At 60.3% G+C, this 21,637-nt stretch carries 16 protein-coding genes and 1 pseudogene; 8 read left to right on the top strand and 9 right to left on the bottom strand.

Annotated features, from left to right (window positions below):
• The first annotated feature begins 15 nt into the window (after nucleotides 1–15).
• The 3 genes from F7R06_RS06085 to F7R06_RS06075 are packed head-to-tail and all read left to right on the top strand — an operon-like array spanning nucleotide 16 to nucleotide 3,302.
• Nucleotides 16–2,151, top strand: coding sequence for an FUSC family protein (locus F7R06_RS06085; RefSeq protein WP_090321456.1), 2,136 nt, complete (start codon nucleotides 16–18; stop codon nucleotides 2,149–2,151).
• Complete coding sequence (locus F7R06_RS06080; protein ID WP_047528674.1) at nucleotides 2,141–2,341, top strand: DUF1656 domain-containing protein; 201 nt, start codon at nucleotides 2,141–2,143, stop codon at nucleotides 2,339–2,341. The genes F7R06_RS06085 and F7R06_RS06080 overlap by 11 nt, the downstream gene beginning before the upstream one ends.
• Nucleotides 2,342–2,345: 4 nt before the next feature.
• Nucleotides 2,346–3,302 carry an HlyD family secretion protein gene (locus F7R06_RS06075; protein WP_090321459.1) on the top strand — a complete coding sequence of 319 codons (957 nt, stop codon included), beginning with the start codon at nucleotides 2,346–2,348 and terminating at the stop codon, nucleotides 3,300–3,302.
• A 298-nt stretch (nucleotides 3,303–3,600) separates the two neighbouring features.
• Here F7R06_RS06075 and F7R06_RS06070 read toward each other — a convergent pair whose 3' ends face one another.
• The 7 genes from F7R06_RS06070 to F7R06_RS06040 form a co-directional block, all read right to left on the bottom strand.
• Nucleotides 3,601–5,022, bottom strand: a complete 1,422-nt coding sequence (locus F7R06_RS06070; protein WP_090321462.1) for an efflux transporter outer membrane subunit — start codon at nucleotides 5,020–5,022, stop codon at nucleotides 3,601–3,603.
• Nucleotides 5,022–8,210: an efflux RND transporter permease subunit gene (locus F7R06_RS06065; RefSeq protein WP_090321465.1), complete on the bottom strand. Its 3,189-nt coding sequence runs from the start codon at nucleotides 8,208–8,210 to the stop codon at nucleotides 5,022–5,024. Before F7R06_RS06065 ends, F7R06_RS06070 begins: the two co-directional genes overlap by 1 nt.
• 15 nt (nucleotides 8,211–8,225) lie before the next feature.
• Nucleotides 8,226–9,479, bottom strand: a complete 1,254-nt coding sequence (gene mexE, locus F7R06_RS06060; protein WP_090321468.1) for a multidrug efflux RND transporter periplasmic adaptor subunit MexE — start codon at nucleotides 9,477–9,479, stop codon at nucleotides 8,226–8,228.
• Nucleotides 9,480–10,069: 590 nt separating this feature from the next.
• Complete coding sequence (locus F7R06_RS06055; RefSeq protein WP_090321470.1) at nucleotides 10,070–11,026, bottom strand: 2-hydroxyacid dehydrogenase; 957 nt, start codon at nucleotides 11,024–11,026, stop codon at nucleotides 10,070–10,072.
• A gap of 33 nt (nucleotides 11,027–11,059) precedes the next feature.
• Complete coding sequence (locus tag F7R06_RS06050) at nucleotides 11,060–11,818, bottom strand: SDR family oxidoreductase (RefSeq protein ID WP_090321474.1); 759 nt, start codon at nucleotides 11,816–11,818, stop codon at nucleotides 11,060–11,062.
• A gap of 42 nt (nucleotides 11,819–11,860) precedes the next feature.
• A complete protein-coding gene (locus tag F7R06_RS06045) occupies nucleotides 11,861–12,553 on the bottom strand; it encodes a fumarylacetoacetate hydrolase family protein (protein ID WP_090321477.1) in 693 nt (230 codons plus the stop codon).
• A 98-nt stretch (nucleotides 12,554–12,651) separates the two neighbouring features.
• Nucleotides 12,652–14,001 carry an MFS transporter gene (locus F7R06_RS06040; protein WP_090321479.1) on the bottom strand — a complete coding sequence of 450 codons (1,350 nt, stop codon included), beginning with the start codon at nucleotides 13,999–14,001 and terminating at the stop codon, nucleotides 12,652–12,654.
• A gap of 586 nt (nucleotides 14,002–14,587) precedes the next feature.
• Between F7R06_RS06040 and F7R06_RS06035 the strand changes: the two genes are divergently transcribed.
• Complete coding sequence (locus F7R06_RS06035; RefSeq protein ID WP_090321482.1) at nucleotides 14,588–15,520, top strand: helix-turn-helix transcriptional regulator; 933 nt, start codon at nucleotides 14,588–14,590, stop codon at nucleotides 15,518–15,520.
• Nucleotides 15,521–15,594: 74 nt separating this feature from the next.
• On the opposite strand, the pseudogene F7R06_RS31020 reads toward F7R06_RS06035, so the two are convergent.
• Together F7R06_RS31020 and F7R06_RS06025 are read right to left on the bottom strand one after the other, a co-directional pair.
• Nucleotides 15,595–15,814, bottom strand: a pseudogene (locus F7R06_RS31020) (VOC family protein); the annotation flags it as partial.
• Between the two features lie 56 nt (nucleotides 15,815–15,870).
• Nucleotides 15,871–16,785: a LysR family transcriptional regulator gene (locus F7R06_RS06025; protein ID WP_090321484.1), complete on the bottom strand. Its 915-nt coding sequence runs from the start codon at nucleotides 16,783–16,785 to the stop codon at nucleotides 15,871–15,873.
• Between the two features lie 269 nt (nucleotides 16,786–17,054).
• Between F7R06_RS06025 and F7R06_RS06020 the strand changes: the two genes are divergently transcribed.
• The 4 genes from F7R06_RS06020 to F7R06_RS06005 all read left to right on the top strand — a co-directional run bounded on the left by F7R06_RS06020 (nucleotide 17,055) and on the right by F7R06_RS06005 (nucleotide 21,559).
• The gene (locus tag F7R06_RS06020) at nucleotides 17,055–18,077 is read left to right on the top strand and encodes a zinc-dependent alcohol dehydrogenase family protein (protein WP_090321486.1); all 1,023 of its coding nucleotides are present in this window, start codon (nucleotides 17,055–17,057) and stop codon (nucleotides 18,075–18,077) included.
• Nucleotides 18,078–18,263: 186 nt separating this feature from the next.
• Entirely contained in the window at nucleotides 18,264–18,521 is a 258-nt protein-coding gene (locus F7R06_RS06015) for a hypothetical protein (RefSeq protein WP_139204780.1), read from the top strand.
• Nucleotides 18,522–18,642: 121 nt separating this feature from the next.
• Nucleotides 18,643–20,121 (top strand): hypothetical protein, encoded by a 1,479-nt coding sequence (locus F7R06_RS06010; protein ID WP_090321488.1) that lies wholly within the window; start codon nucleotides 18,643–18,645, stop codon nucleotides 20,119–20,121.
• A 37-nt stretch (nucleotides 20,122–20,158) separates the two neighbouring features.
• Complete coding sequence (locus F7R06_RS06005) at nucleotides 20,159–21,559, top strand: aminotransferase-like domain-containing protein (RefSeq protein WP_090321491.1); 1,401 nt, start codon at nucleotides 20,159–20,161, stop codon at nucleotides 21,557–21,559.
• The last annotated feature ends 78 nt before the right edge of the window (nucleotides 21,560–21,637 follow it).

Here is a 21,637-nt window from a genome sequence, read left to right as displayed (position 1 = left end):
TCAGCGGGCGTGGCAATGCAAGCGCTTCTCCAATACTTCAAGGCGATACTCAACCCCGGTCCCGGGGTGCTCCTGTTTGCCTTGAGAACCATCGCCGCGGGGCTGCTGACGCTGTACCTGGCCTTTCTGTTCGACCTTGATCAGCCCAAGTGGTCGGTCATGGCCGTGGTCATCATCAGCCAGCCATTGGGCGGTATGGTGCTGGCCCGCAGTTTTGGCCAGGTCATTGGTACGACCATGGGCGCGGTGGTGGCGGTGGCCACCATGGCGATCTTTCCCCAGGCGCCCCTGCCTTTCATTGCCACCCTGGCCTTGTGGCTCGCGTTCTGTACCGCCGGCGGCACTTTGTTGCGCTACACCAGCTCCCAGGCGTTCGTCCTCAGTGGCTACACCGCCGTGGTCATTGCGCTGCTGGCGATACCGGATCAGGACGGCACGTTTCTGCTGGCGGTCACCCGAGTCACCGAAACCTTGTTGGCTGTTGCCTGTGTGTGCGTGGTCAGCCTGCTCACCGCGCGCCCTGAAGCCGTGGCCCGGGATTACTTCGCCAAAATCGACCAAATCACCAAACTGCTGGCAACCCATGCCAGTGCGATCATCCGCACCGAGGAAAGCGAGGCGGACTTTCAACGCCGGCAAATGCAACTGCTGGGTCAGATCAGCGCCCTGGAGGGGGTGCGCCGGCACCTGTACTTCGACGCGCCTCGCCTGCGCAGCGCCAACGGGCTGGTGCAATTGCTGGGCAATCAGTTGTTGTTGCTGACCGCGCGGCTGACCGCCTTGCGTCACCAGCGGCAATTGCTGACAGAACGTTGGGAAGGGGAGTTACCCGAGGAAATCCAGCGGCTACGCGAGGAAGAACTGGCCTTTCTCGATGAATTGGCTCAACAGGGACGCTCGCTGTCCAGCGAAAAACGCCACCCTTTCACTACGTTGCGCCAACGCTTCGACGAACTGGCCTACCGGGCCGAACAAATGACCGAGAGCATGCCGGCCACCTTGCGCTCGCTGGCCTGGTCGCTGCGCTGGGAACAGGCGCGGATGCTGCAGCAACTGGAACAGATACTGGAGCTCAGCGATGCCATCCAGAGCGGGCGGCCCGCCAGCAGCGTCTTTCGCGGGCAGGAGAATCCACTGCATCTGGACTTTACCCTGGCGACCATGAATGCCATCCGCGCATTCACCGCGCTATTGGTGGCTGGCCTGATCTGGATCGAAACCGGCTGGGACGGGGCGCGGGCGGGCATGGTGCTGCTGGGTATTCTCTGTTCGCTGATGTCGACGTTTCCACGGCCGCTGCTGGTCGTTCAAAGCTATGCCCGAGGGTTTGGCCTCGCGTTGCTGGCGTCGGCGCTGCTGCAGTTCCTGTTCGTGCCGATGATCAGTAACTTCGAGATGCTCGCGTTGCTGCTGACACCCTTGCTTTACGCGGTCGCCGTGGGGCTGTCCAGTCCGCCAACCACCGGCACCGGTATCGGTTTGGGGCTGACGACATTTCTGCTGCTGGGCCCGTTGAATGTGGGGCTTGGACAAAATACGGCCATCCAGTGGTTCGAGTTCGCCGGTGCCTATACCTGCGCAACGGTACTGGGATTGAGTGTCTACGCGCTGATCTTTCCGTTCAGGCCGGTATTGCGGATGCGCCGGTTGTTCAAGGAGAACTGCGAGCAGGTGTACGCCTTGCTGAAAGTCCCGGCCACCGATGAAAACCAGTTTGCCTTCGAGAGTCGCATGGTGGATCGCCTGACCATGATGCTGGGATTGCTGCCGGCGGCCGACGACCAGGCATCGCGGGACCTGTTTGAGGTCAGCCTCGGTTGCATGGCTTTGGGTATCGCCTTGAACCAGCTGCGCCAACAGGGGCAGGGTAACGCGTTGCTGACGCCGGCGCTGCAAAGCCAGCTGTTCGCCACGGTGCGTGAAACCGGGAGGCTGGTCGCCGGCCGCCCCGGCATTCGAGCGGATCGCGTGATCGCCAGCCTGCACACCCTGGGCGATGAACTCGACACCCTGCACTCCAGCGTCCATGAACACCTGTGGTCGGTGTTTCGCATGCGCGTGGCGTTGCTGATCGTGGTGTCATTCCTGGAGCGCCATCGCCGTCACTTTGAACCGGTCACCCCACAAGGAGTACCTGCACTTGCCCATTGATCTGGAAATAGGCGGTGTCTACCTGCCGCCCATCGCCCAGGCGCTGCTGCTGGGCCTGCCGATTTTCCTCGCGCTGGACTGGGTGCTGCGGCGTCTGGGGGTGCTGCGCTTCGTCTGGCATGAAGCGTTGTTCGAGGGTGCGTTGTACGCCTGCGTGTGTGCGACGCTGATTTTGCTGATGGGAGCCTGACGCCTTGAAGAAGATCCTTTCACACTTGACGACCTTGGCCGTGGTCGTGTTGGCGTTCGTTCTCGGCTGGTTTGCCTGGGAGCATTACACCCGCGCCCCCTGGACCCGGGATGCCAGGGTGCGTGCCGACGTGGTGACCCTGTCCGCCGATGTCTCGGGGCGCATCGTCAGTCTCGGCGTGCAGGACAACCAGCATGTGGACAAGGGCCAGTTGTTGCTGGAAATCGATCCGGCGCGCTATTCCCTGGCGGTTGAACACGCCAGACGCTCGGTGGAGGTGGCGAAAGCGTCGCTCGGGCAGTCTGAAGCGACCATCGTCTCCAGCGAGGCGTTGCTACACCAGCGCCAGAGCGAAGAGCGGCGGCGGCGAACCCTCAAGGAGCGCTCGGCGATTTCCGGTGAGGAGTGGGAGAAGTCCAACACCGAAGTCTCGGTGGCGCAGGCTGACTTGCTGCGTAACCAGGCCAACCTGGGGCTGGCGCAGGCCAACGTGCAACTGGCGATTGCGGCATTGACCCAGGCCGAACTGGACTTGAAGCGCACGCGGGTCGAATCGCCAGTCAGTGGCTACGTCACCAACCTGCTGACCCGCGAGGGTGACTATGCAGCGGTGGGCGGTCCGTTGTTGGCACTGGTGGACAGCGACAGCTTCTATGTCAGCGGCTACTTCGAGGAAACCAAGTTGCCGCGCATCGCCGAGGGCGACCGGGTCGACATTGAATTGATGAGCGGTGAAAAGTTCGGCGGCACTGTGCAGAGCATTGCCTTCGCGATCGCCGACCGGGAAAACCTGCCCGGTGGGCGGCTACTGGCCAACATCAACCCCAGCTACACCTGGGTCAAGCTGGCGCAAAGGGTACCCGTGCGGATCAGGATCGATGAGGGCTACGCCGGCAAAGACAAGCTGCGCGCCGGGACCACGGCCACCGTTACCGTCGAGGACAACCACAAGTCTCAATAGGATCGCTAACTTCGCGGACACATTCGGACCCGGTGGGAGCGAGCCTGCTCGCGATAGCAATCAGTCAGTCACCCTTGATGCTGGATTTGCTGACGGCATCGCTGCGATGCGGCGACCCGACAAGTCCGTACCCACAAGGGTTCCGCAGCAGGTAATAAACGCCAGGCGTTTACCGGGATTCTTCCATCCGAGTTCCCTGGGATTACCTGAAGAACCAAAAAAAAGCCCCGCGACCGAATGAGGCGCAGGGCAAAGGAATTGGTTGGTTGCGGCCAACCAAAGGAGCGCTTGAAAAAGGTTACTTGCTGGCGACCGTTTCCGGCTGCCAGCCACCGCCGAGTGCCTTGTAGATCGCGACGATGCCGCGGTACAGGTCGACTTCGGCCTGGGCCTGGGTGTCTTCGGCCGCCAGACGCTCACGCTGGGCATCGAGCAACACAAGGAAATCGGCGGTGCCTTCGCGGTAGCGGATCTCGGCGAGGTCGGCAGCGGAACGGCTCGATTCGCTCTGGCGAATCAGCGAAATCAACCGTTGTTGGCGTTTGCCGTAATCGCTGAAGGCGTTCTCCGATTCTTCCAGGGCCAGCAAGACTTGTTGCTCGTAGCTCGCCAGGGCGCCTTCGGCGTCGGCGTCGGCACCGCGCAAGCGGGCCTTGACGCTGCCCAGATCGAACGCCGCCCAGGTGATGCTCGGGCCAAGCGCCCAGGCGTTGGCCGCCGAGGAACCGATCTGCGAACCACGCCCGGCGGTGAAACCAAGGAAGCCGCTGAGGCTGACCCGCGGGAACAGATCAGCCTTGGCCACGCCGATGCGCGCCGTGGCCGAAGCCAGTTTGCGTTCGGCGCTGCGAATGTCCGGGCGACGTTGCAGCAGTTCGCCCGGATCACCAATGGGCAATGCCTTGGCAATGGCCGGCAATTCCTTGGGGCTCAGGTCGACGCTCAACTTGTCCGGGCGTTGACCCAGCAGGGTGGCGATGCGGTTTTTCTGCCGAACCTGTTCGGCCTGCAATTGCGGCACGCTGGCTTCGACCGACGCCAGCCGTGCGTCGGCGCGTTCCACGTCGAGCTGATCACCCACGCCGGCATCACGCAGGCTGATGGTGATCTTGCGCGACTCCTGCTGGTTCTCCAGGTTGGCCAGGGCGATTTTTTCCCGCAGCTGCGCACCGCGCAGCTGGCCGTAAGAATCCACCAGTTCGGCAATCATGGTGACTTGCAGTTGATACAGATCGGCCTCGACCGCTTGTTGCTCGGCGTTGGCCGATTCCAGGTTGCGCTGGATGCGGCCAAACAGGTCGATCTCCCACGCCATGTCCAGGCCCAGGTCGTAGCGTTCGCTGTTGACCCGATCGGTGGTCTGGCCGGGAATCTGCCCCTTGGCCAGGTCACTGCTGACCCGGCTGGTGATGGTCGGCATGGCGTCATTGCTGACGTCGTCGCGTATCGCCCGCGCCGCTTTCCAGCGGGCGAAGGCGACGCGCAAGTCGCGGTTGCCTTTCAGGGACTCGGTCACCAACTGGTTGAGGGTCGGGTCCTCGAACTGCTGCCACCAGATGCCTTCGAAACGGGAACGGTCGAAGTTCTTCTGACCGGCCGCGCCATCGGTGGCGGTGGTGATATGGGCCGCCTCGGTGGCCGGGGTCTTGTAGTCCGGGCCCACGGCACAGGCGCTCAGCGCCAGTACCAGGAGACTCGGCAGGAAGGCTTTCAGGCTCATTAATGCGACTCCAGTTGCGACTCAAGTTTGAGGGCCTTGGCCGCTTTGCGCGCTTCACCGCGCTCGACAAAGTTGCGAATCAATACGTAGAACACCGGTGTCAGCAACAGACCGAAGAAGGTCACCCCGAGCATCCCGGAGAACACCGCCACACCCATGGCATGACGCATTTCGGCACCGGCACCGCTGGAGAACACCAGTGGCACCACACCCATGATGAACGCGAAGGAGGTCATCAGGATCGGCCGCAGACGCAGGCGGCAGGCTTCCAGTACCGCGGCCAGTGGGTTGAGACCTTCCAGCTGTTTATCCTTGGCAAACTCGACGATCAGAATCGCGTTCTTGCACGCCAGGCCCACCAGTACGATCAAGCCGATCTGGGTAAAGATGTTGTTGTCGCCACCGGACACAATCACCCCGGTGATGGCCGACAGCAGGGTCATCGGTACGATCAGGATCACCGCCAGTGGCAGGCTCCAGCTTTCGTATTGCGCCGCGAGCACCAGGAACGCCAGCAGTACGCAGAGCGGGAACACGAACAGCGCGGTGTTGCCGGACAGAATCTGCTGGTAGGTCAGGTCGGTCCATTCGTAGGTCATGCCGTTTGGAAGTTCATCCTTGAGCAGTTTCTCGATGGCTTTCTGGGCCTGGCCAGAGCTGTAGCCGGGGGCTGCCGCACCGTTGATTTCAGCGGTGATGAAGCCGTTGTAGTGCATCACGCGGTCCGGGCCCGAGGTGTCGCTGACCTTGATGAAGGTCGCCAGCGGGATCATTTCGCCCTTGTTGTTGCGTACTTTCAGCTGGCCGATCTGATCCGGTTCAAGACGGAACTGCTGTTCAGCCTGAACGTTGACCTGATAGGTGCGACCAAAGCGGTTGAAGTCGTTGGCATACAGCGAACCCAGGTAGATCTGCAGGGTGTCGAAGATGTCGCTGACGGCCACGCCGTGGGTCTTGGCTTTTTCCCGGTCGATGGCAGCGTCGACCTGCGGCACGTTCACGGTGTAGCTGGTGAACAGGTTGGCCAGTTCCGGAACGCTGTGGCTCTTGGCAATGATGTTCATGGTTTGCTTGTACAGCTCGTCGTAGCCCAGGTTGCCCCGGTCTTCGATTTGCAGGCGGAAACCACCGATCGTGCCCAGGCCCTGTACCGGCGGCGGCGGGAAGATCGCAATGTAGGCACCCTGGATGTCGGCGAACTTGGCGTTCAGCGCGGCCGCAATGGCACCGGCCGATTCGCTTGGGTCCTTGCGCTCGTCAAACGGCTTGAGCGGGGTGAACACGATGCCGGCGTTGGGGCTGTTGGTGAAACCGTTGATCGACAGGCCGGGGAAGGCCACCGAGTTGGCGACGCCGGGTTGCTTGAGGGCAATCTCGGACATCTGCTGGATCACTGCATCGGTGCGATCCAGGCTGGCGGCGTCCGGCAACTGGGCAAACGCCACCAGGTATTGCTTGTCCTGCGCCGGGACGAAACCGGTCGGGGTGCTGGAGAAACCGAAGAACGTCAGGACCATCAGGCCGGCGTACAGCAGCAGGGCGATGCCGCTGCTGCGGATCACGCGGCCAACGGTGCCGACATAGCCATGGCTGGCCTTTTCAAAGAAGCGGTTGAAGGGGCGGAACAGCCAGCCACCGAACACCTTGTCCAGGAGTCTGGAGAAGCGGTCTTTCGGCGCATCGTGACCTTTGAGCAATACGGCGGCCAATGCCGGCGACAGGGTCAGCGAGTTGAAGGCCGAGATCACCGTGGAAATCGCAATGGTCAGGGCGAACTGCTTGTAGAACTGGCCGGTCAACCCGGAGATGAAGGCCGCCGGGATAAACACCGCACACAGTACCAGCGCCGTGGCGATGATCGGCCCGGTCACTTCACGCATGGCGCGCTTGGTCGCTTCGACCGGGTTTAGGCCCAGTTCGATGTTCCGTTCGACGTTCTCCACCACCACGATCGCGTCGTCCACCACGATACCGATCGCCAGTACCAGGCCGAACAGCGACAAGGCGTTCAACGAGAAGCCGAACAGGTGCATCACGGCAAACGTACCGATCAGCGACACCGGCACCGCCACCAGAGGAATGATCGAGGCGCGCCAGGTTTGCAGGAACAGGATCACCACCAGCACCACGAGGATCAGCGCTTCGAACAGAGTGTGAACCACCGCTTCGATGGAACCGCGCACGAAGATCGTCGGGTCATAGACGATGCTGAAGTCCATGCCTTCCGGGAAGCTTTTCTTCAGCTCCGCCATCTTGTCGCGCACTTCGTTGGAGATCTCGATGGCGTTGGAGCCCGGACGCTGGAAGATCGGGATCGCCACCGCCGGCTGATTGTTGAGTTGCGAACGCAAGGCGTACTGGCTGGAGCCCAGCTCGACGCGCGCAATGTCTTTCAGGCGCGTGATTTCACCGTTTTCGCCGGAGCGAATGATGATGTTCTCGAACTCTTCTTCGGACACCAGGCGACCCTGGGTGTTGACCGACAGCTGGAACGCGGTGGCGTTCGGTGCAGGCGGCGCACCCAGTGCACCGGCGGCGACCTGGCGGTTCTGTTCGCGGATCGCGGTAACCACATCGGTAGCGGTCAGGTTGCGCGAAGCGGTCTTGTTCGGATCGAGCCACACCCGCAGCGAGTAGTCGCCCATGCCGAACAATTGCACATCACCGACACCGCCCAGGCGCGCCAGCTCATCCTTGATGTTGAGCAAGGCGTAGTTGGACAGGTAAAGCATGTCGTAGCGTTTGTCCGGCGAGGTCAAGTGCACGACCATGGTCAGGTCGGGCGATGCCTTGTCCACGGTGATACCGATGCGCGTCACTTCTTCGGGCAGTTTCGGTTCGGTCCGGGTCACGCGGTTCTGCACCTGCACCTGCGCATTGTCCAGGTCGGTACCCAGGGCGAAGGTGATGGTCAGGGTGATCTTGCCGTCGGCGGTCGACTGCGAGGACATGTACAACATGTTCTCGACGCCGGTGATCGCTTGCTCCAGCGGAGCGGCCACGGTTTCACCAATGACCTTGGGGTTGGCACCGGGGAAGTTGGCGCGGACCACAACGGTCGGCGGCACCACTTCCGGGTATTCGCTGATCGGCAACTGGAACAGCGAGATGGCACCGGCGATCAGGATCAGCAGCGACAGCACTGCGGCGAAGATCGGCCGTGAAATGAAGAATTGGGAAAAATTCATCGGAGTCGTTATCCCTTAACCGCGTGGAGTCGCAGCAGCCAGCTTCACAGCCGTACCCGGCGCGACCTTGGCAGGCGCGACTTGAGGCAGGTTGCTGGCTTCCAGCGCTTGACGTTGTTGTGCCAGGGCCGCGAGGGTTTGCTCGCTGGCCATCGGGATCACTTCAGGGGTGACAGGCGAACCAGGTCGTACCCGCTGCAGGCCCTTGACGATGATGGTGTCGTCCTTGTTCAGGCCGTTGCGCACGATGCGCAAGCCTTCGATCTTCGGACCCAGCTCGACTGCGCGGTAGGCCGTTTTGTTGTCGGCGTCCATCACCAGCACGAACTTCTTGCCCAGGTCGGTGCCGACCGCTTCATCGTTGATCAGCATGGCGTTGTAGGTGCCGCTGCCAACCAGTTTCAGGCGCGCATAGAGACCCGGGGTGTAGCTGCCGTCGCTGTTGTCGAAGACGGCGCGACCACGGATGGTGCCGGTTTTCGGATTGACCTGGTTGTCGACGAAGTTCATCTGGCCCAGGTGCGGGTTACCGTCTTCGTTTGACAGGCCCATGTAGACCGGAGTGGTGGCACCGCGTTTGCCCTGGCGGGCGAGCTGGGTGTACTTGAGGAACACGCGCTCGTCAGCGTCGAAGTAGGCGTAGACCTTGTCGGTGGAAACGACGCTGGTCAGTGGCGTGGTATCGGCGGTCACCAGGTTGCCGGCGGTGATTTCCGCACGGCTGACACGACCGCTGATGGGCGCGGTGACGCGGGTGAAACTCAGGTTCAGTTTGGCCAGGTCCAGTTGCGCTTGAAGCGCACCGACGGCGGCGCGGGCTTCTTGAGCGGCGCTGGTGCGCGAATCGGCCAGCTCGGCGGAAATCGCGTTGCTGGTGCGCAGGCGTTCACCGCGCTGGGCTTCGTTTTCGCTGCGGGTGGCATTGGCGCGGGCCTGGGCGACCAGCGCTTCGAGGCGGCGGACCTCTGCTTGGAATGGACGAGGGTCGATCTGGAACAGCAGGTCGCCTTTCTTCACCAGAGCGCCTTCGGTAAAGGCCACTTCATCGATCTGACCGGAAACCCGTGGACGAATCTCGACGGTTTCCGGCGCTTCCAGGCGACCGGTGAATTCGTCCCACTCGTTGACCGGTTGCTCCAGCACCTTGGCCACGCTGACCTTGGCAGCGGGCGGGGCGGCGGCAGTTTGCGGAGCCTTGCCGCAGGCGCTCATCACCACGACGGCCAACAGGGCCAATGGGAAGCGCAAATGTTTGAGTGACTGTTCCATGGATGCATCCGCCAATGTATTGAGATTGGCGAATGATGCGCGGCAGGCCTGGAGCGGACGAATCGAACGGGGCGAAGATAACTATCATTCGGAATGATAGGAGAGCTTCAGTCAGCTCTCTAGCCTGCGCCTCAAGTCAGGTACCGATCAATTCGGTTGATGGCAATTCTGTGTTGCCACAAACGCAACAGTCTGGCCTGGGACCGGGTCGCGCCGATCGCTGGCAAGCCAGCGCCTGCAGAATTGGCGTCGTTCACATGATTTTTTATCGGCAGGGTTAACGTAGGAACTGGCTTGTCGGCGAAGGCGTCAGATGCCTTCACAAAGCATTCAAGCCAGACTATCCGGATCGCCAAAGAACGTTTTGACAGGGCTCCAGGACGGTGTTTTGAGGTCGGAAAAATCTGTCGATGCCGCCGCATGCCCCGCCTGTGCGAGCGATTGCGAATGGCGATTTCTGACAGAGACCAAGAGGGTTGCGGATGGTTTTCAGTGTGCCGCCCAACCTGAATCGGCAGCAGTCGGGCGTCGATCTGTTTATCTGACACCGAGCCACCGAGGGAGCGCAACGTCCCCTCGGTGGCCAGGCTTCAGTCAGTCACGGAACCCTGCGGTATTCTCCCGGCGAAACTGTCCACCAGGCTCGCCACCACCATCTCTCCCATTCGCGTGCGGGTCTGCAGCGTCGCACTCGCGCGATGGGGCTGCAGTACCACTTTCTCGTTGCCGAACAATGTCTCGGGGACGTTCGGTTCATCGACAAACACATCCAGCGCCGCACCGGCGATCTCACCAGCGGCCAGCGCCGCCACCAGATCGACCTCGTTGACCAGCTTGCCGCGCGCCACGTTGATCAGATACCCGTCCTTGCCCATCGCCTGCAACACCTCGGCATTGATGATGGCTTCAGCCTTGTCGGCAGCGGCCGCGAGAATCAGCGCATCACTGTTGCTGGCCAGTTGCTTCAGATCGGCAATGAAAGTGTGGTTCACATCGTTCATCGGCTGCAGATCGGTGTAACTGATCGGGCAGCCGAACGCCGCGGCCCGGGTCGCCACTGCACGGCCGACCCGGCCCATGCCGACGATCCCTATGCGCATGCCCGACACTTGACGCGCCAACGGCAACGGGGCCAACGGTGTCGGGCTATGGGGCCATTGCCCCGAACGCACATAACGATCACTGGTGCACAGACCCCGGCATACGGCAATCAACAATCCGATGGCCAGGTCGGCGACGTCTTCGGTCAGCGCGCCAATGGTCGCGGTTACGCGGATCCCGCGATCCCTGGCGTAAGCCAGGTCTACCGCATCGGTGCCGACGCCATTGACCGCCACCACTTCCAGTTTGGGTAACTGCGCCATCAGTGCCTGGCTGATGCCAGTATGGCCGCCGGTGATCACGCCGCGAATGTTCGCCCCGTGTTCCTGCAAGTAAGCCTGCTTGTCGGTCTGTTGGAAGTAGCGTCTGACGGTAAACAGCTCATCGAGCCGCGCGTTGATTTCAGGGATCAGGATCGGGCTGAGCTGCAAGACTTCTGGCTTCATGTAAACCTCGCGTAGCGGAATAAAAAGGCCGGTTTAACCACGACCGGCAAACGGCATGGCGCTGGCCATGACGGTCATGTTCAGGACGTTCGCCTCCAGCGGCAGACCGGCGATGTAGCGCACGGCATCGGCCACATGCTTGACGTCCACCATCGGCTCCACGGCGATGGTGCCGTTGGCCTGGCGCACGCCTTTGGTCATGCGCACCGACATGTCGGTCAGGGCGTTGCCGATGTCGATCTGGCTGCAGGCGATGTTGAATTCCCGGCCGTCCAGGGCCAGGGATTTGGTCAGCCCCAGCACCGCGTGTTTGCTGGCGGTGTAGGCGCTGCTGAAGGGGCGTGGGGTATGTGCCGAGATCGAGCCGTTATTGATGATGCGTCCGCCCTGTGGCTGTTGCCGGCGCATCAGCCCGAAGGCACCGCGGGCGCAGAGGAATACGCCATTGAGGTTGGTGTCGATCACGTTCCGCCACTGTTCGAACGTCAGCTCATCCAACGGCACCGCAGGAGCGTTGACCCCGGCGTTGTTGAACACCACATCGAGGTGTCCGTATACCTCGGTGATGGTGGCAAACAGTGCATCGACACTGGCCGGGTCGCGCACGTCAGTGGGCACCGCCAACGCGTCGTGTCCCTCGCTCTGTGCCCGTTCGACCAATGCCTGCAATGGCTCTGGCCGGCGTCCGGCCAATACCAGGGTGAATCCGTCTGCCATCAGCGCCAGGGCCACGGCGCGGCCGATTCCGCTACCGGCGCCGGTGACCAGAGCCACTTTCAAAGGACTGTTCATGTTGTTATCTCCATTCTCGATTCGCGAGGGCGTGTGCCGGGTTCAAGGTCGCTGACCGACATGCATTTCAAGTTGGCCGATGCCGTCGATCCCGGCATTGATGACGTCGCCTGGTTGCAGCACATCGACGCCTGCCGGGCTGCCGGTCATGATCAAGTCACCGGCCCGGAGCGCTACCGATTGCGAGATGCGGCTGATGATTTCACTGACCGACCAGATCTGGCTGTCGAGGCTGTCGCGCTGGCGCTCTTGGCCGTTGACGTTCAGCCACAAATCGCCGTCCGGGTGTCCGGCGCGAGTCACTGGCACGATGGCGGTCATCGGCGCGGCGCCGTCGAACACCTTGGCACCCTCCCACGGCAAACCATTGCTTTTGGCCGCGCGCTGGACGTCACGACGGGTCAGATCAAGACCGACGGCATAGCCCCAGACATAGGCCAACGCCTGACTCTCCGGGATATTGGCGCCGCCTTCACCGATGGCCACGACCAATTCGATTTCGTGGACGAACTCTTCGGTCAATGGCGGGAAAGTCACTTCACCCGCCGCATCCACCACGTTGCTCGCCGGTTTCATGAAGAACACTGGCGGCTGGCGGGACTGGCCCTGGGTGTCTGGCCAAGGGTAGTTGCGGCCGACGCAAAATACCCGGCCAATGGGAAAGCGCTGCTGGCTGCCGGCAACCGGCAAGGTCACGGGCAGATCCGGGGTAAACACATACTCGGTCATCATCATTTTTGTAGTCGTCCTGTTTGAAGCGTCAGCGTACGGCGGCAATCTTTTGCAAAGTTGGACGAAAGCCGCCTCGTGTTGGAGAAAAACGGTTTCCTGGCTCAGCGCGCCTTGAGTTCGATGCGATACAGGCGACCGAGCAGCAATGAATAAGACAAGGTGCCCATCAACGCCACGCCACCAATGAACCAGAAGGCGTAGGCAAACGAACCTGTCGCGTGGACGATGCCGCCAATCACGATCGGGGTGACGATCCCGCCGATATTGGCGGCCAGGCTGGTGACCCCGCCGGTCAGGCCGATCAGTTCCTTGGGCGCAACTTCCGATACGGCCGCCCACGACGACGAAGCGATTCCCTGAGCGAAGAAGGCTATGGTCAGCACGGCAATGCAGATCACGTTCGAGTCGGTGAAATTCACCAGCACAATCGACATACCCAGCATCGATCCGACCACCAATGGCAACTTGCGAGCGAAGGACATTGAGTAACCACGGCGTATCAGCAAGTCGGAGACGATGCCGGCCAGCAGAATGCCGACCGTTGCACCCACGAACGGCAGCACCGCGAAGATCCCGGCCTTGATTATGGTCAGCTTGCGTTCTTCGATCAGGTACGTCGGGAACCAGGTCAGGAAGAAGTACAACGCTGAGGTGCTGGCGAACTTGCCGATGCAAATCGCCCAGATTTGCCGATAGCTGAACAGCTCGGCGATCTGCCTCCAGTTGAACCGGGTGCGCTCCTGACTGCTCTTGACCAGTCCACCCCCGGCTTCGATGTACTTCAGTTCTTCCTGGCTGACGTTCTTGCAGCTCAGCGGATCGCGGTACACGTAGAGCCAGATCACGCCGAACACAATGCCGAGTATCCCGGTGCTGTAGAACACATGGCGCCAGTCATAGGTCGTGGCCAGCCATAACAGTGCGCCGGTAAACAGAGCCGTGCCCAGATATTGGCCGCACACGTAAATGCTGCTGGCCAGGCCCCGTTCGCGGGCCGGGAACCATACCGTCACCGCACGGCTGTTGGCCGGAAACGCTGGAGCTTCCATGGCACCGACGGCCAGGCGCAGCCCGAACAGCGAAGCGAATCCTGTGGCAAAGCCTTGGCACACGGTGACCGTCGACCAACTGATCAGCGACACCCCGTAAGTGAATCGGGAACCGAAGCGATCGGCAATGAACCCGGCAGGCACCAGGGCGAGTGCGTAGGTCCAGGCAAACGCGGAAAAGATCAGGCCCATTTCGATCTTGTCCAGGCCCAGGTCCTTGGCCATGAACGGCGCGGCAATCGAGATGTTTACGCGGTCGATGTAGTTGATGATGGTCGCAATCAGCAGCAATGACAGCATGAACCAGCGCCGACGCGTTGGCAGTCGCTGAGGCAACAGGGCGTCACGGGCGCCAGCGCTCACCGACGGCGCGGTGGACGGGGATGTTTGCGAGTTCGACATGAGTAGACCTTTTTATTGTTAGAAGAATCGAGATGTTCGCGCGCAGCCGAAGCCGGTGCCTCCAGTGTCGGGGCAGAGCAATCGCTACTTGAATGAGAGGCGCGGACAGCTGCTGTCAGGCGCTCAGATACGCCTTCGGACAGACTCGGTCGGGGGAGGGTTGGCGAGGGAAAAAAACAGGCTCATCACGTGCGCACCTTTTGATTGTTTTTGGAAGGGTCGGGCTGCATTGCCTGTCACAGTGGTCGTACAACATCTCTAAATCAATGGAGGCGTTAGATCGTTTTTTCTCCTGAAAACATCGATTAATGCAGGTGTCCAAGAAAAATCAAATCAGCTCATTTCCACAGTTCTGCCTCATATTCTTCATAAGGTATTGTTTTTTAAATAAATAATATTTTGTGTGTGCTCATGGCTTTTTGGACGGACGACACATCACTCACAGATACAATTAATTCCCTGTATTCTGTTGTCATCCTATGACGTGTTGAAGCCAGCGGTGTCTGCCTTCACAATCACTGCGGTCGCCGCCTGCATCGCGACGCGACGACAACCTGTCCACTTACCTGTCGAGGATCCTCAGGAAATGTCGTCACCGAGTCGAGTACCCACCTACGTCATGCAGCAACGCAGCGAATTGACGGATTTCTACATCCGCGACAAAAAGGGACGGCGAGCCGAAACCAGTCCGCATCGTCACGAGTACTTCCAGATCCAGGTCAACCTCGGTGGAGATACCGTGCAGCACATCGGCAACGTCGAACGTCCGTTTCCACGCAATACACTGGCCTTCATCCTGCCCCATCGCGTGCACGTGATTCCGCATCCGGCCGACAGCAATTTCATGGTGATCAATTTTTCCCAGACCTTCCTGCTGCCGCATTTGCAGTGCGACCCGATGGATCTGGAGGAAGTCTCGATTCTGCTGGCCCCGGAGTTGTCACCGTTCCGTTTCCAGGAACATCTGGATTTCATTCTGGCCGATGAGGACTTCAACAAAGTCTGTGCCCTGATCGAACAGATGCGAGTTCTGGATGAGAACCGTCAGTTTGGCACTCGTGAGATGCTCAAGGGGTTGTTGCTGCAACTGGTGGGGAGTGTTTGTGCCTTGTATGCCGAGCCGCTCAAACGGTTGGCCGAAGAGAATGCCGCCGAAGTCAGCCGACGCAATGCGCTGAGCAGGATGTCGGAATACTTGCGCAAGAACATCGCCGACCCCGATCTCAACCTGATCAAGGTGGCTGCTGCGACTTACCTGTCTCCGACCTATCTGACGCACTGGTTGCGCAAGGAAATCGGAAAGACCTTCACTGAGCTGGTGCTCGAGCGCAGGATGCACGCGGCGCGCAATTATCTGCTCAATGGAACACGACCGGTGGGGGAGGTGGCGAGGTTGTGCGGCTTCGCTGACGAGGCTTATTTCTCCCGACGCTTTCGCCAGATACATGGTCAGCCACCTGGACAATTCAGACGCCAGCAACTCAATCCCGATACTCCACAATCACCGTCCAACACATGATCGACAGCTGTGGGTGATGTGGCGGTAGCTACCGAGGTCGATCCGGGCGCACCGGATTGTCCGAAATCAGACGTTCACCGCAGCATCTCCCAGGCAAATGCAGTCTCGACAAATGCCTCCAGACACCTTGTCTACCAGGATCTCGATAGAGAAGTGCCCGAAGCGCTTGGGCAGCCAGATGGCACGTGCCCCGGAGGGTGATTGCGGGTTCGCGCGTGCCAATGGCTTTGCGTTTTTGTCTTCTGGCTGAACGCCGGCGACCATCGGTTCGTCATAGGCCTTCTTGAGGTCCGGTATATGCCGTTAACCTTCTGTCATTAAGCAGTTTTTTTGAGCCGGGTGGACTTCCGTTACAGACTATCCGGGTCGCCAAAGAACATCTGAATCCGCGAGCGCAACCAGCGCTCACCCGGATCATTGTCCTGCGACCCGCGCCAGGCCATGTGCAACTCGAAGCTGCGCACCGGCAGTGGCGGGTCTTCCGCCCGCACGCCGCCGGCAGCGGTCAGTGCGTCGGCCGTATAGTCCGGCACGGTGGCGACAATATCGGTGCCGGCGAGGAGGGTGCTCAAGCCGTTGAATTGCGGGACGGCGAGCACCACGTGTCGTTTGCGCCCGAGCTTTTCCAGCTCCTCATCGATAAAACCGCTGAGGTCGCCGGCGAACGAGACCAGCGCATGGGGACGCGCACAATAATCATCCAGGCTCAGCGGCCCCGGCACGGTGTCGGCACGCAGCAGTTTGGGCTGACTGCGGCGCAACACTTTGCGCTTGGCGTTCGCGGGCAGGTCGGTGGTGTAGCTGACACCGATGGAAATTTCGCCGGATGCCAGCAACCCCGGCATCAGGATGTAGTTGACCCGGCGCACCACCAGTACGATCCCCGGCGATTCGGCACGCAGGCGTTTGAGCAGCATCGGCAGCAGGGCGAACTCGACATCGTCCGACAGTCCGATGCGAAACACTGCGGTGCTGGTGGCCGGATCGAAATCGGCCGCGCGGCTGACCGCTGTGGAAATTGAATCCAGCGCCGGCGAGAGCAGGGCGAAGATTTCCACGGCCCGGGCGGAGGGCTCCATGCTGCGGCCGGTGCGCACAAACAACGGATCATCAAACAGCCCGCGAAGACGCGAGAGCGCGGCGCTGATGGCCGGCTGGCCAAGGAACAGCTTCTCCGCAGCGCGAGTCACACTGCGCTCGTGCATCAATGTTTCGAATACGATTAACAGGTTCAGGTCGACACGACGCAGGTCATTACGATTCATCTGGAGTCCTGGCAGAGTCAGCAAACTTGACGTGAGCGGCCATATGAGAACAATGGCCAGCGAGAATATTACGGGGAAAGGCTGGTACTCTGCACCGAGTAATTCAGTTTTCCTACAAATGCGGCTTCGGTTTCTCACGACATTTGACAATGTTGCCGCTGCTGCGGAATCAATGACAGGCATGTCGACTATTAATAGCCACTGATAGTCTTGGGTTAAAAGCCCAGCTAGAGTTCAAGGCATTAGAGGTTTATTTGGCGAGGTTTGCGATGTCCCGCACGATCCGTTTTCACAAGTTTGGTCCAGCCGAGGTGCTCAAATGCGAAGAGCATGCGACGGCTCTGCCTGCACCGGGCGAAGTGCAGGTGCGCGTCGAAGCCATTGGCATCAGCTGGTATGACACGCTGTGGCGTCAGAACCTGGCCTCGTCCCACGCTCGCCTGCCTTCCGGTATTGGCCAGGAAATGGCCGGTATCGTGACCGCCGTCGGCGAAGGTGTCGATGACCTGGCCGTGGGTGACAAGGTCGCCAGCTTCCCCGCCCAGAGCCCGAACGACTATCCGGTCTACGGTGATTTGATTGTGCTGCCGCGCACATCGCTGACCCGCTATCCCGACGTGCTCAGCCCGATTGAAGCCAGCGTGCATTACACGCCGCTGCTGATCGCCTATTTCGCTTACGTCGATCTGGCACGGGTCAAACCCGGGCAATTTGCCCTGGTGACCGATGCCAGTCACTGCGCAGGCCCTTCTTTTGTTCAGTTGGGCAAAGCCTTGGGCGTGCGAGTGATCGCTGCCACCAAGAGCGCAGAAGAACGTGAAAACCTGCTGTCGCTGGGTGCCGAGAAAGTCATCGTCACCGAAGAAGAAGACCTGCTGATTCGGGTCAACAAGATCACTGACAATCGTGGTGTCGATGTCGTGTTCGATGGTCTCGGTGGTCCGCAGATGTCGCTGCTTGGCGATGTCCTGGCGCCTCGGGGCAGCCTGGTGCTGTACGGTCTGCAAGGTGGCAACCAGACACCGTTCCCGGCTTGCGCGGCGTTTCAGAAAAACATTCAGTTCTTTGTACACTGCATCGGCAACTTCACCGGCAAGCCGGAACTGGGCATCATCCAGGACCAGGTCGCACTGCAACGTGCCTTGCGCGACATCAACCAATTGACCGCGGACCGCGTTCTGCTGCCACTCAAGACTCGGGTCTTCCCGTTTACCGAGGTGGTCGAGGCACATCGCTACATGGACGAATGCCCATGCCGCGAACGAGTCGCCCTGCAGGTCGAACCGGCCTGACGCTCCCGCAAAAGTCCGTGCCTTCACGGACTTTTTGCCTTCAGCACTTTCCGACATGACACACCCCATTGGCCTGCCAATGGGCCGGTTCAGCAACTGAACTGGTTTTTGCTGACTATCTGTAGCTTCTAATCAGCATCTAAGCCTTGATAATTGAATGATTACTTTCATCTCAAGGAATGAGTCATGGCCAAGTATCCGATCGATACTTTTCGATGCACAGCATTGCCACTAATTCAAAAAACACTGCACGGTTACAGGGTTGCCGAACATTCGGGGGCAACTTCTTTCTTTATTTCTTGTAATAAACGTCTGTGGGACGCTGTCGGACATTTCCTAGGATGTCGAGCGCCAACGGATGAAGCCTTGCCAGCAGGGCTTTTCGTCAATGCAGAGGGCGTTCGCCGCGTTGGCAACGACCCAACCTTCTGCATATTGGCTTGAAAACTTAAGTGTTAGCATTTGGCTATCATTCCCGATAATTCACTCATCTCCAGGCAACCCCTTGCGCTGTGCGCGCAGTTATTTGCGCGGCTTCGGACTTATAAGCATCAGGTAAATAAAGATGACCAACATCCATGAACAAGCCATGAACAATGTCTATCAACAAGTATTGCAACGCTTACTGAGTTTCTTTTCCCGTGCCGAACGCACCGCATTGCAGTTATTGATCCAGCGCCTGGCGGTGGCTGCCGGAGGCATGGAGCAAATGGGCAGCTACAAGGTACTGGCTATCCAGTCCGGTTCCCGCGACTGTTGCTACACCCTGGCGTTACTGCGTGCGGCACAGCTGACCATTGCCACGCGGGCGCCTGCGACATTCCAGTTGCGGGTGGCGACGTTGCGCTTGAACAGCACCAGTTCAGCGGCCCTGGATAACATCGACCGCACTTACAGCGCGTTGTTCGTCCATGACGACCCGAGGGTTGAACTGTTGATGGTCGAGAACCGCGAAGTCCTGCCCTTCGACCCTGCCGCGCCCATATCGAAGGCCGGTCGCGAGTCCAACCGGATGAACCTGTTGATGATCGGCCATCGCCGCACCTCGGACGAGCCGCTCGAACTCTGGGATGACGGTTATCTGGCCACAGGCGAGTTCTATGGACAAATCGCCCGCTGGAACCACGGTGTCGACGCCTTGATCAGCGGTGACTCGCCACGCCAGCAGAAGCAGTTCATCGAGGGATTGAACCGCGCGGCGACCAAGGCCGGCATCGGATTGACGAGCCACCCCGATTCCGAGTTCGGCTGCCTGTTCGCGCGACTCGACGAGCTGGGAAGTGACTGCTACCAGGCGTTTTATGGCGAACACGGCCAGGTGCCCTGGCGTCCGGCCGAGCAGTTTGAAGCTTGCCGGCGCAGCACGTTCATCAGTATTCACGACATATTGGTCGGTAATCTGGAAGAACGTTGGCCGTTGTTGTCGGAGTTTCTTGGTTTCAAGGCGGACACGTTGACGAGGCAACTCAACGACTACGAGTACGCCAGCCCGGGCATTGCCGCGCATATTGAAGGCTTGCAAGCCTGCTTCGTGCAGGGTCAGACCTACGAGGCAGGCGTCGCCCGATACCTGCAACGCACCTTGGTGATGATGCATCGCCGACAACTGCCGGAACGCCTGTGCGAGCAGGCTGTGGAGGCGTTCGGCAACCCGGCGGCGCTGGACGAATTACGCGCGCAAGCGGCGGCCGAGGCTCAACTCAGTCTTGGTTTGAGCGAGGCGCAACTGGTGTGCCTGTTGTTTGCGCCTTTCACCAAGAATGGCGCCAGGCTTGAGCACTTCCTGCGCAAGTGCCATCCAGGCATGCTCGTGGCCTTGCCTGACCTGCACCGGGCCATGCAGGGCCAGCCGGTCGCCGAGCAGATCATGCAATGGATGATCGACGTCAGCGGCTTGCCTGTCAGCCTGATCGGACAGCTTTACCGCATGGCGCCGGTGTCCAGTCAAGGGGGCGGGGCAGCAGCGTGGGCGGGCACCGATGCGCAGGCCATTGAAGGACCTGACGACGCCCCACTCTCGGGTGAATGGTCGGCAGGTCGCTGAAGGTGAGCTTCAAACGCTTTGAAACAGGCTTTTGCCCATGAAAGGTCCGCGCGAAACCGACTTTGCATATCAGGCGGTGTACCGCTATCTGACCAGCCTGATCAGCGAGCATGCCACTGATGCACGCGTGCGCCTGCCATCGTTGCGCCAATTGGCGCAGCGTCTGAACGTATCGATCTCGACCATTCAATACGCTTACTCGCTGCTGGAGAAGGAAGGGCGCGTCTATTCATTGGCCAAGTCAGGCTATTACGCTACGCCGGTGCCTTCCATCAGTACCCTCTACAGTGGCAGCGACCTGCTGGAAATGGTCTACAGCCACGCGCGGCGCCCCGGCACGCTGAACCTGAGCGCCGATGAGCCCGCTTTGCTGCAGCCACTCGACAGCCCACTGTTGCTACTGGAAAGGGAGTTGCTGCGGCAGTATCCGCGCCAGCCGCAAGCGTCTTCACAACCGTGCGGCGAACTGGAACTGCGTACCGCACTGGCTGCGCGTTATACCTCTTCGCCGGTGCGCTGCTGGCATGCCGATGAGGTCTACATTGGTGCCGATCTGCGTGGTGTATTGGAAATACTGATCACCGTGTTGTCGCTCAGGGGCGCCACGGTGGTGGTCGAGTCGCCGTGTGACTGCGCATTGCTGCGCCTGTTGCAGGATGCCGACGTGCGAGTCATCGAATGGCCGCTGCTGGCCAACGGAGCGCTGAATCTCGAACACCTCGAAGCGCTGCTTGAAACCGAGCAGGTAAGACTGGTCATGGTGTCCTCCGGGGTGAACATGCCCCGGGGCAGCCGGGCGCCCGACCATAATCGCCAGGCCGTTGCGCAGTTGTTGGCGCGCCATGACTGCCAGGTGCTGGAAAACGATTGTTACGGCGAGCTGGGGTTCGAGCCTGAAGGTCTGCATTTTCGCGATCTGCTGCCGGCCGAACGACTGATCGTGTTTTCCTCCTTCGAAAAAATCATCGGCCCGGAGGCGCCCTTCGGTTATCTGCTCTCGCGTCACCTGGGAGCCGAATTACAACGGCACTTTCTGTTGCGCGCCTTCCGCCTATCACCGATTCGCCAGAAAGCCATTGCGCGCCTGTACAGCAACGGTCGTATCGACCATCACTTGCAGGTGCTGCGGCGCCGGCTCAAGGACAGCAAGGCGCTGATGACCCAGTTGCTGCAAGAGCGACTGGGTGATGCACTGCACTTCGTCGAGCCTCAGGGCGGCTCGACCATCTGGGTGAGTTCGCTGCGCCGCGTCGATGTGCGTCGGGTGTTTCAGCGCCTGCTCAAACATCAGGTGGTGATCGCGCCAGGCGAGCTGTTCAGCCTCCAGGGATTGCATGCTCAACATCTGCGGCTGAGTCATACCTTTGCCAGCGAGCATGACCTCGCCGGAGCACTGGGCCTGCTGGGGGATGCCCTGCGTCTGGAAGCCATTGACTGAGCACGGTTGAAAAACATCGGCCACACTCATGGATCGATCCCATCGCACTATGGTCAAACTGCCAGTAAACTGCGCTCC

The organism is Pseudomonas moorei, from assembly GCF_008801475.1.
GTDB lineage: Bacteria > Pseudomonadota > Gammaproteobacteria > Pseudomonadales > Pseudomonadaceae > Aquipseudomonas > Aquipseudomonas moorei.
This window is presented reverse-complemented; position numbering and strand designations above follow the sequence as displayed.

What these genes read in the sequence shown, in the direction of transcription:
- F7R06_RS06065 (WP_090321465.1), bottom strand. Translation starts at nt 8,210, where the DNA reads ATGAATTTTTCCCAATTCTTCATTTCACGGCCGATCTTCGCCGCAGTG.
- F7R06_RS06085 (WP_090321456.1), top strand. Translation starts at nt 16, where the DNA reads ATGCAAGCGCTTCTCCAATACTTCAAGGCGATACTCAACCCCGGTCCC.
- F7R06_RS06040 (WP_090321479.1), bottom strand. Translation starts at nt 14,001, where the DNA reads ATGTCGAACTCGCAAACATCCCCGTCCACCGCGCCGTCGGTGAGCGCT.
- mexE (WP_090321468.1), bottom strand. Translation starts at nt 9,479, where the DNA reads ATGGAACAGTCACTCAAACATTTGCGCTTCCCATTGGCCCTGTTGGCC.
- F7R06_RS06050 (WP_090321474.1), bottom strand. Translation starts at nt 11,818, where the DNA reads ATGAACAGTCCTTTGAAAGTGGCTCTGGTCACCGGCGCCGGTAGCGGA.
- F7R06_RS06035 (WP_090321482.1), top strand. Translation starts at nt 14,588, where the DNA reads ATGTCGTCACCGAGTCGAGTACCCACCTACGTCATGCAGCAACGCAGC.
- F7R06_RS06010 (WP_090321488.1), top strand. Translation starts at nt 18,643, where the DNA reads ATGACCAACATCCATGAACAAGCCATGAACAATGTCTATCAACAAGTA.
- F7R06_RS06045 (WP_090321477.1), bottom strand. Translation starts at nt 12,553, where the DNA reads ATGATGATGACCGAGTATGTGTTTACCCCGGATCTGCCCGTGACCTTG.
- F7R06_RS06025 (WP_090321484.1), bottom strand. Translation starts at nt 16,785, where the DNA reads ATGAATCGTAATGACCTGCGTCGTGTCGACCTGAACCTGTTAATCGTA.
- F7R06_RS06015 (WP_139204780.1), top strand. Translation starts at nt 18,264, where the DNA reads ATGGCCAAGTATCCGATCGATACTTTTCGATGCACAGCATTGCCACTA.
- F7R06_RS06005 (WP_090321491.1), top strand. Translation starts at nt 20,159, where the DNA reads ATGAAAGGTCCGCGCGAAACCGACTTTGCATATCAGGCGGTGTACCGC.
- F7R06_RS06020 (WP_090321486.1), top strand. Translation starts at nt 17,055, where the DNA reads ATGTCCCGCACGATCCGTTTTCACAAGTTTGGTCCAGCCGAGGTGCTC.
- F7R06_RS06055 (WP_090321470.1), bottom strand. Translation starts at nt 11,026, where the DNA reads ATGAAGCCAGAAGTCTTGCAGCTCAGCCCGATCCTGATCCCTGAAATC.
- F7R06_RS06070 (WP_090321462.1), bottom strand. Translation starts at nt 5,022, where the DNA reads ATGAGCCTGAAAGCCTTCCTGCCGAGTCTCCTGGTACTGGCGCTGAGC.